Source organism: Desulfobacula toluolica Tol2 (genome assembly GCF_000307105.1).
Lineage (GTDB): Bacteria > Desulfobacterota > Desulfobacteria > Desulfobacterales > Desulfobacteraceae > Desulfobacula > Desulfobacula toluolica.
This window is the reverse complement of sequence record NC_018645.1, coordinates 4,633,184-4,647,721: the sequence shown is the minus strand read 5'-3', so window position 1 is coordinate 4,647,721 and position 14,538 is coordinate 4,633,184. Positions and strand designations below refer to the sequence as shown.

The window sequence follows — 14,538 nt, the reverse complement described above, 5'->3', positions numbered from 1 at the left end:
TGCATACCCTGCCATGGCAAAATCGCCATGGCAGGGTATGCAATTAAAGAACATTAAATCCCGCTTCTTTCCATCCATTGATTCCTTTGTCAAGAAACCTGACATTGGTGTAACCTTCTTTTGTGTATTGTACGGCAAGACCTGCCGAAGACTTATCATCTACTCAGCCTCAGTAAAAAATAATGTCCGTGTCTTTGCCAAGATCAGGTTTTAATTTTAAAAATTCACTCATGGGAATGGCACCTTCAAGGTGGGCCTGGGAATGAAATTTTTCATCGTCATAGATGCAAACCAGCAAGGACAGACCAGAATCCACCCTTGTTTTTGCATCAACTGCTGAAATTCTATTCAGGGTTGTCATAGTTATGTCTCCATGATTTTTGGGTTGCTGTTAGAATCTGTCATTTCATAATATATGCATGAATTTTCACTGGGCAAACTGTTTTTTCAGGCGCATATCGTCTCTTCTGCTATCTTGAAATCGTAATGATTTTATAAAAAATCCCATGCAAAATAAATATAGCCAAATTTTTAAGCATAACTTTTTTGGGAATATTGAAAATTATTTATTGAAATTAAGGGTTTTTACTGATTGTATTTTTTTTATACAGAGTATAAACTTGGTTTTAATTAAAATCCAGATGATTTTATATGAAAGTCTTAAAAAATTCATACAGAGGCTTTCAATCTTTGTTGTGGGCAAACCAGGATGAAATACCAAGTCTGCCCGTGGCAGTTATAGAAAAATTTATGACAATGCGATTTTTTGATATATAAAATTAATATCGGCGCTTATCGCCTGAAAATTTTCCTGTCTGTTTAAGCCGATTGGGAATATAGCAGGGAGCATTATGGAAAAAAAATATAATCAGATAAACGATCAAATCATACCAAAAAAGAATATTGAAAAAGATGTTGATATTTTCAGGGCTATACTTGATTCAATGGAGTCAATCGTATTTGTATCGGATATGCAGACCCATGAATTGATCTATACCAATAAAAAATTAAAACAGACATTGGGATATGATGATTCAGTGGTACTTGAAGGACAAAAATGCTGGCAGGTTATCCAGAAAAATCAGACAGGGGTCTGTTCTTTTTGCACCAACAAAAGACTTGTTCATCCCGATGGAAAACCGGATGAAGCATATGAATGGGAATTTTGCAACACACTCAATAACCGCTGGTACAGGATTATTGACAAAGCCATTGAGTGGCCTGACAATAGAATCGTCCGCCTTGAAACGGCATTTGATATCACAGACAAAAAAGAACACGAAAAATTATTCCGGGAATTTGATAAAACAATTGAGACATCAAGAAAACTTAAAAGTATCAGCACCTTTGCCGGTGGGGTTGCCCACGATTTTAACAATACCCTTACCGCGATTATCGGTAATATCAATCTGGCCCAGATGGGTTCTCTTGACAGTGAAACGCAAGAATATCTGGAAAACGCCGAAAAAGGCGTTATGCAGGCAAAAGGGATATCGTCAAAGCTTGTTTTGTTTGGAAAAGGTTCCAAACCGTTAAAGGAAAAGACGGATATTGAAATATTGATCAGGCAGATCCTTGAAAATAATTTTTACCCGGAGACGGTCATTTTTTCTTTTGAACCGGAGAGCATTCCCGTTCCCTTTTATGCAGATCCGGATCAGTTAAAGGTTGCAATTGAAAATATGCTTCAAAATTCGGTTGAAGCAATGAAGGGTGCCGGCAAAATTGATATTATCGTAAGATACCTGGACCACCGTCCTAAAAATCCCCAAATTTCCATTTTTATTTCTGATTCAGGCTGCGGCATACCCGGAGAGAATCTGGATATGGTCTTTAATCCATACTTTACAACCAAACACATGGACAACCGGAAAAGCAAAGGCCTTGGCCTGAGTGTTGCCTGGACAATCATCACAAGGCATGGCGGCCATATTAATGTTGAATCAACCTTGAATAAAGGAACCATTTTTAATATTATCCTGCCGGTTTTCAATCAAAAAGGGTTGGAGATCAAGCATGATAAAAATTTTGAACATCAGGCCAAACCGGTTTTGAATAAAACCAATATTTGGGTGCTGGTCATGGATGAGGATGAATTGCTCTTGGATGCCATATCCCAGATGTTGAGGCACCTGGGATATAAAACGCTTGTCGCATCTAACCGTAATCAGGCCATTGGAATTTGTAAAACAGCTAAAGCCGGTGATAAAAAAATTGATATTGCTTTGCTTGATTTTGATATCAGGAAAGGGCAGGGCGAATTTTCAACCATGGAAGAACTCAAAAAAATAGATCCCGATATCAAGGGCGTTTTAATTACTGAATACCCTGACGATATGGATGAAAAAGAAATCAATTGTTACGGTTTTACCAGCGTGCTTGATAAACCTTTTTCCATAAAACACTTGAAAGATAAGATAACAGGCATTTTGGCATTATAATTGAATTGTATATTTGTTTAAGTTGATATATTGGGTTAGGTTGATTTTGTTTTATAAAGCCAGACAAGGAGCTAAAGCCAGACAAGATGCTAAAGGCGACCTGGTATTTTATTTGGGTTTGCACGCAACAAAACATTCCCCGTCCATGACCCTGATATTTCTGGTTGCATAGGCTTCCATATCCGAGTTATGGGTCACCACAATAACGGTATGCCCGTCAGTGTTCAAAGATTGCAACAGCATCATGATCTCTTTGGCGGTTTTTGAATCCAGATTTCCCGTGGGTTCATCCGCCAGGATAATGGGGGGCTTGTTTACAATGGCCCTTGCAATGGCCACCCGTTCCTGTTCTCCTCCTGACAGCTGATCCGGCAGGCGAAGGGCTTTTGATCCAAGACCCACCCGGTCAATGACCTCTACGGCCATCTGATGTTTGATATTTTTTTTCAGGCCCGTGACAGCCATGGGAAGTTTGACGTTTTCCAGCACAGTCAGATAGGGAATAAGCTGAAAAGACTGAAAAATAAATCCAATATATTCACTCCTGAAATCCGCCCGCTGTTCTGCGGTTAAATCATAAAGGTCAAGGGAATCCACAAGAACCTTTCCCTGTGTCGGATGATTGAGCCCCCCCATAATGGACAACAATGTACTCTTGCCTGAACCGGACTGTCCCATGAGAGTGACAAACTCTTGATCGTCAATAAAAAAATTCATCTGTTTTATGGCATCCACATTTGTGTCGCCACTTTGATATGTTTTTTTTAATTCGTGAATCTCGATCAAATGATTAATCTGTGTCATGTTGATTTCCTTTCTGTTTTAAAGGGCTCTTAATGCTTGACTAGGGTCCATGTTGCTGGCTTTAAATGCGGGGTAAAGGCTTGCCAGAAGACTTAAAGCCACGGCCATGAGGATGGAGATGATTCCAAGAGACAAATTGATTCCGGCAAATCCCCCGTCTTTGATCACTATTGGAATTATGCTGCAGGCAATCAAATTCCCGAGGCCAAATCCCAGGATACCGCCAATGATCCCCAGCAGCAGGGCTTCGAGTAAAATAATCTGCATGATATGCCCCCTTCTGAACCCAATGGCCCTGAAGATTCCGATTTCACGGGTTCTTTCGTTGACTGATCCCATCATGGTGACCATGACCAGCAGAGAACCGATGAGAATCACGATAATGGATACCCCAAGGCTGAAGGATTTAAACATGTCAATGGACTGCATTTTGGACATCACGGCCTGCTTCATGGCAGTAACCTTTGCATTGGGAAATTTTTCGGCAATCTGCAATGTCATTTCCGAAATGGGACATCCCTGGCAAAAGGCCGATATCTCCACCATTGACAGCTTGCCTTGTTTTCCCAGCAGTGTCTGGGCCGCGCCCAGGCTTGCAATAACGGCATCATCCTCGGAAGTCCCAGTGGGCCTTAAAATCGCTGACAATTTAAAGGATTTGCCTGAAACAAGTACGGTGTCCCCCACATTAAACCCCAGCAGGTCGGCTGCCCTGGAACCCAGCATGATTTCATCTTCTTTTTTGGCAAATGTTCCTGCTGCTTTGTGCCACCAGGTTTTCAAGGCCAGTTCCTCTTCAAACACAACCCCAATCAACAGAACAATTTTATCTTTTACCGTGACGGACCCCAGGATTTTAGGGGCAATAATGGAAAGGTTTTTGCTGTTTTTTATGGTTCTGATGTCGGCCAGCTTTTCCTGTTCAAATTCTTGAACCTGGTAATTGATTCCGCCCACATCAATGCCTCCGTAATTGAGTGACAGGTTCTCGCTTTTGGGAACCATGACAATATTTGCACCAAACTGGTTGAGCCGTTCTTCAATGTTCAGGGTCATGCTTTCGGTAATGGAAAGAAGGGTGACAACCGTTGAAATACCGATCACAAGCCCCATCACAAGAAACAGCATCTTGCCTTTTCTGCGCTTAATGTTTCCCAACGAGATATCATGGAGTCGCAAGGTCTTTCTCCTCTTTTTTCAATGTGTTCTGATGCTGGCGATGGTTAACCTGGTTGAGCAGCGTCACATTCAGATTCTGCTGCTCAAACAATGCCGTGATGTTGGAAAGCTTGACCATGCGCCGATCATAGGTAACAACAAGGCGGGTGTTGTGCGTGTCATCCGCAATGGTTTTAACCCCGTCCATGGCGTTTATCCCTGTAATGATACTTTTTGGCCAGGCTGGATTTGATTCCAGCTTGAAAATCGCATCATCCAGATGGCGTGTGGCCATGTACGATATGGCCTGGGGAATAGTCACAATGCTTAAAACTGTTACGATAACCAATGATACGAGCATTGCAAGGGTGCCAAATCCCAATCCCTTTTTTTTTATGCCAAGGACTTTTTCTCTTTTTTTCCGGTATTTTTCAGGATCATATGACATGGACACTGCCTCCTACTTAAACTTGCAATACCAGGCATTGGCATTGATGTCCTGCATGGAAATCACAATATTTTTTCCGTTGATCATCCTGGTTAAAGGAGCAGGATTGCATCCGCCTTTGATCTCATTGATCCGGTCAGTGGCAAACTGACGGCCGCAGTTGGTGCAGACCATGACGTTTTCATTCTGGACATACCCTTTGCCGGAGCGGTAACAGACATCACAAGAATCTATGGCGGCGCGGATCACACCATCCATACTTTGAACCAGGAAAAAATTCACCCTGGTTCCAGCATCGGGTCCGTCATCAGCCGTTGTCTGAAAATAATGGGCTTTGCCGTCATTCACTTGTTTGATGGGAATCTGAAGATGCCCGTCTTTGGGCGTCAAAGTTTTAAATTTGCCCCCAAACAGCGCATATGCGTTGGAACCTGCCAAAAGCAGGATCGAAAAAAGGGTGATGGCGATGATTGTTTTCTGAAATACTTTCATTATGGTTTCCCTTATAAAAATTAAAGTGCTTTTGTCGATTGAGAAACATCCGGCAGGGTGCAGCATGACCCGCCCGATGTTGGTTCTGCCAGGCCGGATGATCCAGGGTCAATGCTGCGGCTGTCGGGGATTGCACCACTGCTGCAGCAACTGCCACTATTTGATGAACCCCTGTTTTTTTTTGCGTCAATATATGCAAAGGATTCTTTTTGTGAAATATTATCAACATATTTGAGTTTTCCAGGATATCCGACTTGAGCAAGTTTGCTGGATATTTTTTCAATTGTTAATGGTTCGGCAAAATCAATTGCAATCAATTTTCTGAATAAATTGGTTCCCATGCCTGAATATCCTTTGAGGGGTGCAAATCCTGAACTGATCGTGGAAAAGCATCCTCCGCAGGATAAACTGTCTATTTTTAAAACCGCCCGGCTGAGGGTTCGGGTTTCTGGTTTTTCAGCCATAACCGCTACTGCCGTTATCAGCAGCAACAAGCCTATGAGTCCAATAGAACTCAAAATGATATGCTTTGTTTTTTTCACAGTATTCTCCTGTTTTGATTTTTTGACACTGCTTGCGTTGATATTTTTAACTTGATATTTCAAAAGTTGTGCCAATAGGTTGCGTTTGAGTGAATTCGCTTCTAATAGCTTTAAAATACAAGATAAATATTTGATTGTGAAAAAAGAAAGAGTTGAATAAAAAGAAAGAGTTGATTAAAAAGAAAGGAAGTTAAAGAGTATTCAACAAAGAGGTGTAGAATACTCTACAAGTTTACAAGCCATATTTTTCCAGCCGGTATAACAGAACGTGTCGAGGTATTTTTAACAATCTGGCAGCTTTTGAACGGTTCTGGTTTGCCTTTTCAAGGGCTTTTAAAATATAGCTTTTTTCAATATCCTCAAGTGCAATTCCTTCATCAGGAATAACCGGTGTAAGTGCTGAAGATGAGGGTTTGTTAACGAGCAATTGAAGGTCTTCAGGCTCAATCACGCTTTGTTTGCGTAAGATAATACATCTTTCAATAATATTTTGCATTTCCCTTATGTTTCCTGGCCAGTGATAGGTTTTTAATATTGCCAGGGCCTGTGAAGAGAACCCAACATCCCGTGGGGCATCAAATTTTTTTAAAAAATGTTTTACCAGGGCTGGAATGTCTTCGGTTCGCTCCCTTAATGGCGGAATAAACAGCGGAATGACGCTCAACCTGTAATATAAATCTTCCCTGAATTTGCCTTGGGTAATTTGTTGTTTAAGATCAAGATTGGTGGCGGCAATAATTCTGATATCAACACGCTTCACCCGTTCCGATCCCACGGCCTGCACCTCTTTTTCCTGGATTGCCCGCAACAGCTTGACCTGTATATCCGTTGTCAGTTCGCCGATTTCATCCAGAAAAAGGGTTCCGCCGGCAGCTGTTTGAAAATGTCCTTTTCTGTCTTTTATGGCTCCGGTAAAAGACCCTTTTACATGGCCGAACAACTCGCTTTCTATCAGTCCGGCAGGAATGGCCGCGCAATTGACAGCAACCATGGGACCGTTTCTTTTGGGGCTGTTCTGGTGTATCAGCCTTGCCAGCACCTCTTTGCCTGTGCCCGACTCTCCGGATATCAAAATTGTTGCTTCACTGTTTGCAGCCCTGGACGCGGTTTCCAACAATTCTTTCATGACGGAACTTGCAGACACAATGCCTTGTGTGCCGGTCAGCCGGTTTATTTCATTAGACAAAAGTTTTGTTCGGGACTGTAATTTGCTAAGCTCTAATGCCTTTTTGCAAGATTGAATCAGGGTTTCCCGCTCAAAGGGTTTGGTGATAAAATTAAACGCGCCTTTGTGCATTGCCTGGACAGCCATCTCAATGGACCCGAATGCCGTCATGATAATCACGGGTATATCAGGGGCTTTTTCTTTTATGGTTGCAAGAATATCAAGCCCGCTCATGTCCCCTAATTTAACATCTGTCACCACAAGATCAGGTGTGTTTGTCTCAAATGATTCAAGTCCCTCTTTGCCTGATGCAGCAGTCACGACTATAAACCCTTTTGCGCCCAGATTGTATTCGGTAACCCTTCTCAAGCTTTGATCATCATCAATCAATAATATTAGATCAGACATGTTTTATACTTTCATTTATGTGAAAGAATTTCTAACCTCTTGGAATCAGATATCTTTCATTTTTTTGTTGTGGCAGGTCAATCAGCCATGGCCGTTATTTAAAAATGTTTTTTCAGGTAAAAATATTAAAAACCCTGCACCGCCAAGTTCTGATTTTTCAACACTGATTTTTCCACCCAGGCTTTCAACTATCCGTTTTGAAATGGAAAGTCCAAGGCCTGTCCCGCCTTCCTTGAAGGAGACAAAGGACTCAAACACTTTGGTAACCATGGCTTCATCTATGCCTGGGCCGTCGTCGCAAATTTTTATGAGGCAACCTTGTTCATAGTCGCCAATGTCAACGAGGATTCTGCCGTTTTTTTCAACAGCATCAATTGCATTAATAATAATGTTCATCAACACTTGAATCATGGCAGCTTCGTTTGTCAAAAATGGACGAATGCTGGGTTTCGGACGGATATCAACGCCTATGAATTTTTCCTTGATTTTTGCTTCAAGCAACGCAACCACACGGTTGACAATCTTTTCAACGGTTTGTTTTTTGCCTCTGTCTTGATGTTGACTGCCCCGGCAATATGTCAGGACATCTTCCACTGAATTATTAAGCCTTGCAATTTCCAGGCGCATGATTTCGATAAATTCATGTTTGGGATGGCCTTGGGGGACTTCATCTGCCAGGATTTCAGCTGCCCCTTTGATGGATGCCAGGGGATTTTTGATTTCATGGGCAAGGGATGCCGATACATGCCCAAGCATGGAAAGTTTTTGGCTTTGACCCAATTGCTGTTCGGCTTTCACAAGCTGGAATGCCTGTTCATGAAGGCGTTTATATGATCCAGCCAGTTTTTCCGAAAGCGTTTTATATTTTTCTCTTAATTTGTTTTCCCGGCTTGAAATAAGCCCGACCACCCCCCCGGCAGCAAGGTAAAAGACAATTTCCGATAATTCGCTGTAATAAGCTTGCGGTCCCCTTGCCCAGAACATGTAAAGATGAGGGACAAATGCCATGCAGGACAGGACAGCCAGAACAATACCTCCCCGGATTCCAAAAAGTATAGCACCAATGGTAATGGGAAAATAGCTCAGCCGCCGGTAGGTATCATGAAAAAAAATCATGTGCCCCGGTGTAAGGGTGTGAAGAATTCCAAGCACTGCAACAAAAGCCGTCAGCAGAAAAAATAAAATAATTTTCACATTGGGTTTCATGGCAAATACAGGCAACTCAAAACAGTCAAACCGTTAAATTTCAAAGCATGGTCAATATTATATATGTTGTTTTTCATGCCTGGAAGTATCGTAAGAAACAATGGAATTTACAAGAGCAAACTCATATTTTTTTACAGTCCGCATATAAAGCAGTATTTGTCACAGAGAGCAAGTTGTGGTAAATGGCGTATGTGTGAAGTTTTTTGCATCTATTATGACACAGCAACCTGGAATAATCGCTTAAAAATTTAAAAGGATGCTGATTTTTTTTGATCAGGGGAAGAATATGCAGGAAAAGAAAATTTTTGACAATGAACGCTACCTAAAGGAACAGGCTGCTGAAATCACGAAACGCATTAATCGCTTTAACAATAAACTCTATCTTGAATTCGGGGGAAAACTTCTCTTTGACTATCATGCGGAACGGGTTCTGCCGGGGTATGACCCCAATATAAAAATTCGTCTTCTCCATGAACTCAGGGATCAGGCAGAGGTACTCATCTGCATATATGCCGGTGACATTGAGCGCAAGAAAATCCGGGCAGACTTTGGTATCACATACGAGACAGATATTTTGAAAATCATTGATGACCTGAAAAGCTGGGAAATCAGTGTCAGGGGGGTCATCATAACCCGTTTTGAAAACCAGCCTGCGGCAATAATTTTTAAAAACAAACTGGAACGGCGCAACATCAATGTTTACACCCATTACTACACCAAAGGGTATCCCACTGATGTGGGACTAATTGTCAGCAAAGAGGGATACGGGGCAAACGATTACATCAAGACTGAAAAGCCATTGGTGGTCGTTACCGGACCCGGACCGGGAAGCGGCAAGATGGCAACCTGCCTTTCCCAGCTCTACCATGACCACCGCCACGGTATCCAGTCGGGTTATGCCAAGTTTGAAACCTTCCCCGTATGGAACATTCCCTTAAAGCATCCGGTGAACGCGGCTTATGAAGCAGCCACTGCAGATCTGGGGGATATCAACATGATCGACCCGTTTCACCTGGAAGCCTATAACACCAAATCAGTGAACTACAACCGGGATGTGGATATTTTTCCTGTTTTAAAGCGGATTCTTGAAAAAATCACCGGAAATGAATCGTGTTACCTCTCACCCACGGACATGGGGGTCAACCGGGTGGGATTTGCCATTACCGATGACAAAGGGGCAAGGATGGCAGCCAAACAGGAGCTGATAAGACGATACTTGAGATATCGTTGCGAATACATCCTGGGCCTTACGGACAAGGAGACTGTCCAGCGCTCGGAACTGCTGATGAAGGAGTTTGATCTGACACAAGAAGACCGGGCTGTAGTTCTTCCTGCCCGTCAGGCAGCACAAGAAGCCCAAAATGATCCCCGCCTGGGAATAAACGGGGTTTTCTTTGGTGCTGCAATTGAACTCAAAGATAAAACAATTATCACGGGCAGCAACTCTCCCCGCATGCATGCCGCATCCAGCGCCATTGTCCGGGCCATCAAGCATCTGGCCGGTATTCCCAACAAGATCAATATTATGCCGGCAAATATCTGTGATTCCGTGACCCGGATGAAAACCGAGGTTCTGGGCGAAAAAAGCCTTAGCCTGGATCTCCAGGAAACCCTGATTGCCCTTGCCATCAGCGCCACCGGCAACCATGCCGTCCAACTGGCCATGGAAGGGCTCAAATCGTTCCGGGGCTGTGAAATGCATATGACCCATATGCCCTCCAGGGGCGATGAAGAGGGACTCAGACGCCTTGGGGTGAATCTTACAACAGACCCGGTCTTTGCATCAAAAAACCTTTATACCCTATAGGCTGTCGATACACTTGTCCCGGATTTCCGGGGCAAGAAGCCGGACCTGTTCAAATGATTGCTTCAAAGCTCAATCTGAAACAATAGTTCATTTTTACTCTGTTTTATTTTTCAATAATTATCAATGCATCTTAGTTTTATGCCATTTCAAACATAATATTAACCTGAAGAGTTATTGGTGTCTTGAATAAAAATGAAGGGGGTCTGGGAAAGGGTGATGCACGCTTTACAGCCTCAATGGCGGCATTATCCAGGCGCTCGTGGCGGGAACTTTTTGCAACTTTAATATTGTTCAGTACCCCGTCCTTTTGCAACACAAATTCCACTGTAACACGGCCTTCTAAATGGCGGGATTTCGCATATTCCGGATATTCTTTTGCACTGTTTATACGCAGGTTCAGCATCTCAAAATATTCTTTTGCAGTGGTGAATTTAACCGGTTCGTGAAAGGCATTGATATCTGCAATGCTGTTAATAGTCATATCACTGATTTTTATCGTGTCTGTAAAGCCCGGCATGCTTATTTTTTCATAACTATTGTCCATCTGGTGAGTTTGGACCTTTTCCATTTTAAATTGGGGGATGATCAATTTTCTGGTTTTAATTTGTTGAACTTTGGAAATATCCGGATTTTTCTGTCGCATCCGCGGGGTTGGAATATGTCGAATATTGGGTTTGGAAAACTCGTGCATGGTGAATTCAATATATGACATGGCATTGTTTTTATAAATACCTGCCATGTGGAGAAAAATAAAAAAATGGATCACCATTGACAAACATATAAATCCGCGCAGCAGCCAATTGGATGTATTTTGTTCTTGTGCTGTCACGATTTATAATCCTTTTTCAGTAGCCAGGCACAGCCGGGATGCACCGGCCGCTTTTGCGATATCCATTACCCGGACCGCTTTATTTAAGACAATTGTCTTGTCAGCTTTTACCACAACCAGGCGATCTGTCGCCCCGCCAATCATCTCTTTGATCTGTGCATAGAGCATATCTAAAGGAATTTCTTTTTCCATCATGTAGATGGTTCCTCTTTTATCTATATAAATGGTGATTTCCTGTTTTACTTGGGGGGCAGAGGCTTTGGCATTGGGAAGTTTGATATTAATACCCTCTTCCACAATAAAATTGGTGGTCAACATAAAATAGATGAGCAATAAAAACACGATATCAATCAATGAGGTCATGGGCGGCTGAATCTGGTATCGGTCTCTTTTTTTTTTAAACACCGGCATCTTACGCCACCTTTTTTGAAATTGCTTTTAAAAAAAGGATGGAACCGTTTTGAAGCCGTGCTTCATACATGTCCACCTTGGCAATTAAATATGAATGCGCCACCATGGTGGGCAGTGCCACGGCTAATCCTAACGCAGTGGTAAGCATGGCTTCCCATATCCCTCCGGCCAGCACGGCGGCATTGACCTTGCCCCCCATCTGCTGGATGACCATAAAAGCCTTTATCATGCCGATAATCGTACCCAAAAGCCCGAGCAGCGGTGCTATATTACCAATGGTTGCCAGGGCTTGAAGATATGAAGACAGTCCCCTGACCTCATTTTCTGTGGCATTTGCAATAACCGATTCCAGTACGTCGCTTTCCATATCTCTTGCATCAATGGCTTTTTCCAACACCCGGCCCATGGGCGACCGGCTTTTTTTTGAGACGGCCAGCGCTTGGTCTGTATCTCCCAGTTTCATCAATTGAGTCACCTGATGTTCAATGTTTTTCCCCCGATTGCGATTGACTGCATATCGAATGATCCGTTCAAAAAAAATTGCCAGGACAATGACAGAACAAAATATGATTGGTATAACCAGCATTCCACCTTTTGATAAAAAATCGAGCATCTCTTCCTCCAGTTCTTCAGCTGTCTGTTTCAGCGTGATTTATTTGATCCGTAAAATCAGACATGCCGTCAAAATCCAGATCCTTCCGGCGTTTGACCACAGTCTGTGTTTCATCATAGTATTCCCACAAATCGGCCTTACTATCATGGTTGGTATCTTCTTGCACCTCAACAAGTGCCCCCTTGTCATACAGATACCAGACATCACTTTTGCCATCCTGGTTTTTATCTTCTTCACCGCGAATCAACTCTTCATTTGCACCATAAAACCAGATCATCCATGGTTTGCCTTCTTTTTTTTCTTCTATTTTTTCAAGGGCGGCCTGTTGTGAATAATATTCCACAATATCGAAAAGGCCGTCCAGGTCTTCATCCATTTGCTTTTTTCGCAAGACCTTGCCAGTATAAAAGGATTGAATATCCATTTTCCCATCTGCATTGAAATCGTGTGAAACGATAAGTGTCCAGGCAGGATCTGTGTAAACTTGTGTTATTTCAAAAACACTGTCGTAGTCCGAATCCTTTTCCAATATGGCTTTGATTCCATTTTTATAGGTTACTTTCAGGTCTACCCGGTCATCATGATTCTCATCTTTTAGAAGGCGGCTTAAATTATTATTGGCATAAAACTGCCATAAATCTTTTTTACCATCCAGATTTGTATCACTGATCAGTTTTTCTTTTTCCTCATCTTTATTGAAAAAGACTGTTACATCGGTCTTCCCATCCTGATTTTTATCAATCATATTTTTTACAATTTTTTGATTTTTCAACAATGATACGGTTTCAAAAAAACCATCCCCATTTGTATCTGTCTGTACCTTATAGGGCTCTGATGCCCTGAAAAATCGTATCCGGTCTACTTTTCCATTGCCAGAGGTGTCTTCTCTGGTTTTAAGCAGTTCCCCTTTTGCATCAAAATCAGCAAAATAATCCCAGGTGCCGTCAAAATTTCTGTCTTTTTGCTGTTCAATGGGGTTGTCGTTGTCAAATAGGGTAATCTCATCAATCTTTAAGTCTTGGTTCTTATCCTTATGCCGGGTCTTGATCCGACCATTTTCAAAAAAATCAATGGTCCGGAACTGACCTTTTGCAAAGGGATCTTTTAGCATCTTTTGTATCTGACCCTGGTCATCAAAGGTCAATATCCGGTCCATAATCCCGTCTTCATTTTTATCTTCTTGTTGCTGAACAGGCAGCTGATTCTTATAGTTTGTCCAGACATTGATCTGTTTATTGTTGTCCGTATCTCTGGTGGATGATACCAGATTGCCGTTTGAAAACTGATAGTGTGTATCAAACTGCTGGTTTCCGGTGGTGTCTTTTTTCATTTTTAAAATACGTTCATCCTCGTCAAATATGACTACTTGAAACAAACGGCCTTCAGGATCGAACCTTTCTTGCCGCAGTCGCCGGTTATTTTCAATATAATCCAGGCTGTCCATTTTTTGATTCTTGTCCGTATCCCGTTCAATGCGGGCCAAGTTGCCGTCGGTATAAATTAGAAGTCGTTCGGCAAAACCATCCTGATCCTGATCTGTCTCTACCTTTATAATGGTACCCTTATCATTATAGATAAGCACCTGATCCACTATTCCGTCTTCATCCAGATCTTTTTCGATCCTCTGTTCTGCCCGCAGAGGTACAGCAAAAAAAACACATATAATAATCATACATAGTTGTATAAAAAGTAATTTGGAAGTGCTTTGTTTGGGGATTCTTTTGAACCCATCTGAAAAAAGGGAGGTAGCATCACCTGCAAAGCAGGAGGCTGGGCTGGAAAACAATAAACCCAGCAGCATTAGAAACAGATACTTTTTCATAAGATCATCCCCTATTGAGATAAATATTGATAATCGATCATGTGTTCTATTGGGGTATTGGTTTTAATATACCCGTATTTAATCATCAAGTTTCGTTGAAAGTTGATGCGTTCTATGGGTTCTTTTGCTGCACCATATTCCCTTAATGCCGCTATCATGCAGATATCCCTTTTGATTCCGGTATATTTTGGCAGATACTCTCTTGCCTGAATTTCATTTTCTTTGATAAAGACAAATGCTTTTTCAATAGCCTGCAGCACTTTTTTTACACTTTCTTTATTCTTTTTTAAAAAGGTGTCTGAAAAATACAAGCCTGCAAAAATCCAATTGGGTACAATATCATGAAAAGAAGCTAATATCCTACTTGCTCCATGCAATTCCAGCATGGCTGC

Annotated in this window: 15 protein-coding genes; 2 read left to right on the top strand and 13 right to left on the bottom strand. The window is 42.1% G+C overall.

The features are described from left to right. Positions 1-169 precede the first annotated feature (169 nt). Positions 170-361: an apurinic/apyrimidinic endonuclease family protein gene (locus TOL2_RS21110; protein WP_041279666.1), complete on the bottom strand. Its 192-nt coding sequence runs from the start codon at positions 359-361 to the stop codon at positions 170-172. A 490-nt stretch (positions 362-851) separates the two neighbouring features. On the opposite strand from TOL2_RS21110, the gene TOL2_RS21100 reads away from it, so the two are divergent. Then, positions 852-2,441 carry a hybrid sensor histidine kinase/response regulator gene (locus tag TOL2_RS21100; RefSeq protein WP_014959308.1) on the top strand — a complete coding sequence of 530 codons (1,590 nt, stop codon included), beginning with the start codon at positions 852-854 and terminating at the stop codon, positions 2,439-2,441. A gap of 108 nt (positions 2,442-2,549) precedes the next feature. Here the strand turns inward: TOL2_RS21100 and TOL2_RS21095 are convergent, their stop codons facing one another. The 7 genes from TOL2_RS21095 to TOL2_RS21065 form a co-directional block, all read right to left on the bottom strand. After that, positions 2,550-3,245 carry an ABC transporter ATP-binding protein gene (locus TOL2_RS21095; RefSeq protein WP_014959307.1) on the bottom strand — a complete coding sequence of 232 codons (696 nt, stop codon included), beginning with the start codon at positions 3,243-3,245 and terminating at the stop codon, positions 2,550-2,552. An 18-nt stretch (positions 3,246-3,263) separates the two neighbouring features. Continuing rightward, positions 3,264-4,424, bottom strand: a complete 1,161-nt coding sequence (locus TOL2_RS21090; protein WP_041279664.1) for an ABC transporter permease — start codon at positions 4,422-4,424, stop codon at positions 3,264-3,266. Then, entirely contained in the window at positions 4,411-4,851 is a 441-nt protein-coding gene (locus TOL2_RS21085) for a hypothetical protein (RefSeq protein WP_014959305.1), read from the bottom strand. The genes TOL2_RS21090 and TOL2_RS21085 overlap by 14 nt, the downstream gene beginning before the upstream one ends. A 12-nt stretch (positions 4,852-4,863) precedes the next feature. Then, positions 4,864-5,343, bottom strand: coding sequence for a DUF2318 domain-containing protein (locus TOL2_RS21080; RefSeq protein WP_014959304.1), 480 nt, complete (start codon positions 5,341-5,343; stop codon positions 4,864-4,866). A 20-nt stretch (positions 5,344-5,363) separates the two neighbouring features. Continuing rightward, the gene (locus TOL2_RS21075; protein ID WP_014959303.1) at positions 5,364-5,885 is read right to left on the bottom strand and encodes a heavy-metal-associated domain-containing protein; all 522 of its coding nucleotides are present in this window, start codon (positions 5,883-5,885) and stop codon (positions 5,364-5,366) included. Between the two features lie 232 nt (positions 5,886-6,117). Then, positions 6,118-7,458, bottom strand: coding sequence for a sigma-54-dependent transcriptional regulator (locus TOL2_RS21070; RefSeq protein WP_014959302.1), 1,341 nt, complete (start codon positions 7,456-7,458; stop codon positions 6,118-6,120). 81 nt (positions 7,459-7,539) lie between these two features. Next, the gene (locus tag TOL2_RS21065; protein ID WP_158406154.1) at positions 7,540-8,652 is read right to left on the bottom strand and encodes a two-component system sensor histidine kinase NtrB; all 1,113 of its coding nucleotides are present in this window, start codon (positions 8,650-8,652) and stop codon (positions 7,540-7,542) included. 298 nt (positions 8,653-8,950) lie between these two features. Here TOL2_RS21065 and TOL2_RS21060 point away from each other — a divergent pair, with 298 nt between their 5' ends. Beyond that, positions 8,951-10,471 carry a DUF1846 domain-containing protein gene (locus tag TOL2_RS21060; RefSeq protein WP_014959300.1) on the top strand — a complete coding sequence of 507 codons (1,521 nt, stop codon included), beginning with the start codon at positions 8,951-8,953 and terminating at the stop codon, positions 10,469-10,471. A gap of 136 nt (positions 10,472-10,607) precedes the next feature. On the opposite strand, the gene TOL2_RS21055 is transcribed toward TOL2_RS21060, so the two are convergent. The 5 genes from TOL2_RS21055 to TOL2_RS21035 are packed head-to-tail and all read right to left on the bottom strand — an operon-like array spanning position 10,608 to position 14,532. Then, positions 10,608-11,300 (bottom strand): energy transducer TonB, encoded by a 693-nt coding sequence (locus tag TOL2_RS21055; protein WP_014959299.1) that lies wholly within the window; start codon positions 11,298-11,300, stop codon positions 10,608-10,610. A gap of 3 nt (positions 11,301-11,303) precedes the next feature. Continuing rightward, the gene (locus TOL2_RS21050; RefSeq protein WP_014959298.1) at positions 11,304-11,711 is read right to left on the bottom strand and encodes an ExbD/TolR family protein; all 408 of its coding nucleotides are present in this window, start codon (positions 11,709-11,711) and stop codon (positions 11,304-11,306) included. A gap of 1 nt (position 11,712) precedes the next feature. Further along, positions 11,713-12,324, bottom strand: a complete 612-nt coding sequence (locus TOL2_RS21045) for a MotA/TolQ/ExbB proton channel family protein (protein WP_014959297.1) — start codon at positions 12,322-12,324, stop codon at positions 11,713-11,715. Between the two features lie 16 nt (positions 12,325-12,340). Further along, complete coding sequence (locus tag TOL2_RS21040) at positions 12,341-14,146, bottom strand: hypothetical protein (protein WP_014959296.1); 1,806 nt, start codon at positions 14,144-14,146, stop codon at positions 12,341-12,343. Positions 14,147-14,157: 11 nt separating this feature from the next. Continuing rightward, positions 14,158-14,532, bottom strand: a complete 375-nt coding sequence (locus TOL2_RS21035) for an ABC transporter substrate-binding protein (protein WP_041279662.1) — start codon at positions 14,530-14,532, stop codon at positions 14,158-14,160. Positions 14,533-14,538 lie beyond the last annotated feature (6 nt).

Coding starts and splice junctions, on each gene's coding strand:
- TOL2_RS21110 (WP_041279666.1), bottom strand. CDS start 361: ATGACAACCCTGAATAGAATTTCAGCAGTTGATGCAAAAACAAGGGTG.
- TOL2_RS21100 (WP_014959308.1), top strand. CDS start 852: ATGGAAAAAAAATATAATCAGATAAACGATCAAATCATACCAAAAAAG.
- TOL2_RS21095 (WP_014959307.1), bottom strand. CDS start 3,245: ATGACACAGATTAATCATTTGATCGAGATTCACGAATTAAAAAAAACA.
- TOL2_RS21085 (WP_014959305.1), bottom strand. CDS start 4,851: ATGTCATATGATCCTGAAAAATACCGGAAAAAAAGAGAAAAAGTCCTT.
- TOL2_RS21080 (WP_014959304.1), bottom strand. CDS start 5,343: ATGAAAGTATTTCAGAAAACAATCATCGCCATCACCCTTTTTTCGATC.
- TOL2_RS21070 (WP_014959302.1), bottom strand. CDS start 7,458: ATGTCTGATCTAATATTATTGATTGATGATGATCAAAGCTTGAGAAGG.
- TOL2_RS21060 (WP_014959300.1), top strand. CDS start 8,951: ATGCAGGAAAAGAAAATTTTTGACAATGAACGCTACCTAAAGGAACAG.
- TOL2_RS21050 (WP_014959298.1), bottom strand. CDS start 11,711: ATGCCGGTGTTTAAAAAAAAAAGAGACCGATACCAGATTCAGCCGCCC.
- TOL2_RS21045 (WP_014959297.1), bottom strand. CDS start 12,324: ATGCTCGATTTTTTATCAAAAGGTGGAATGCTGGTTATACCAATCATA.
- TOL2_RS21040 (WP_014959296.1), bottom strand. CDS start 14,146: ATGAAAAAGTATCTGTTTCTAATGCTGCTGGGTTTATTGTTTTCCAGC.
- TOL2_RS21035 (WP_041279662.1), bottom strand. CDS start 14,532: ATGCTGGAATTGCATGGAGCAAGTAGGATATTAGCTTCTTTTCATGAT.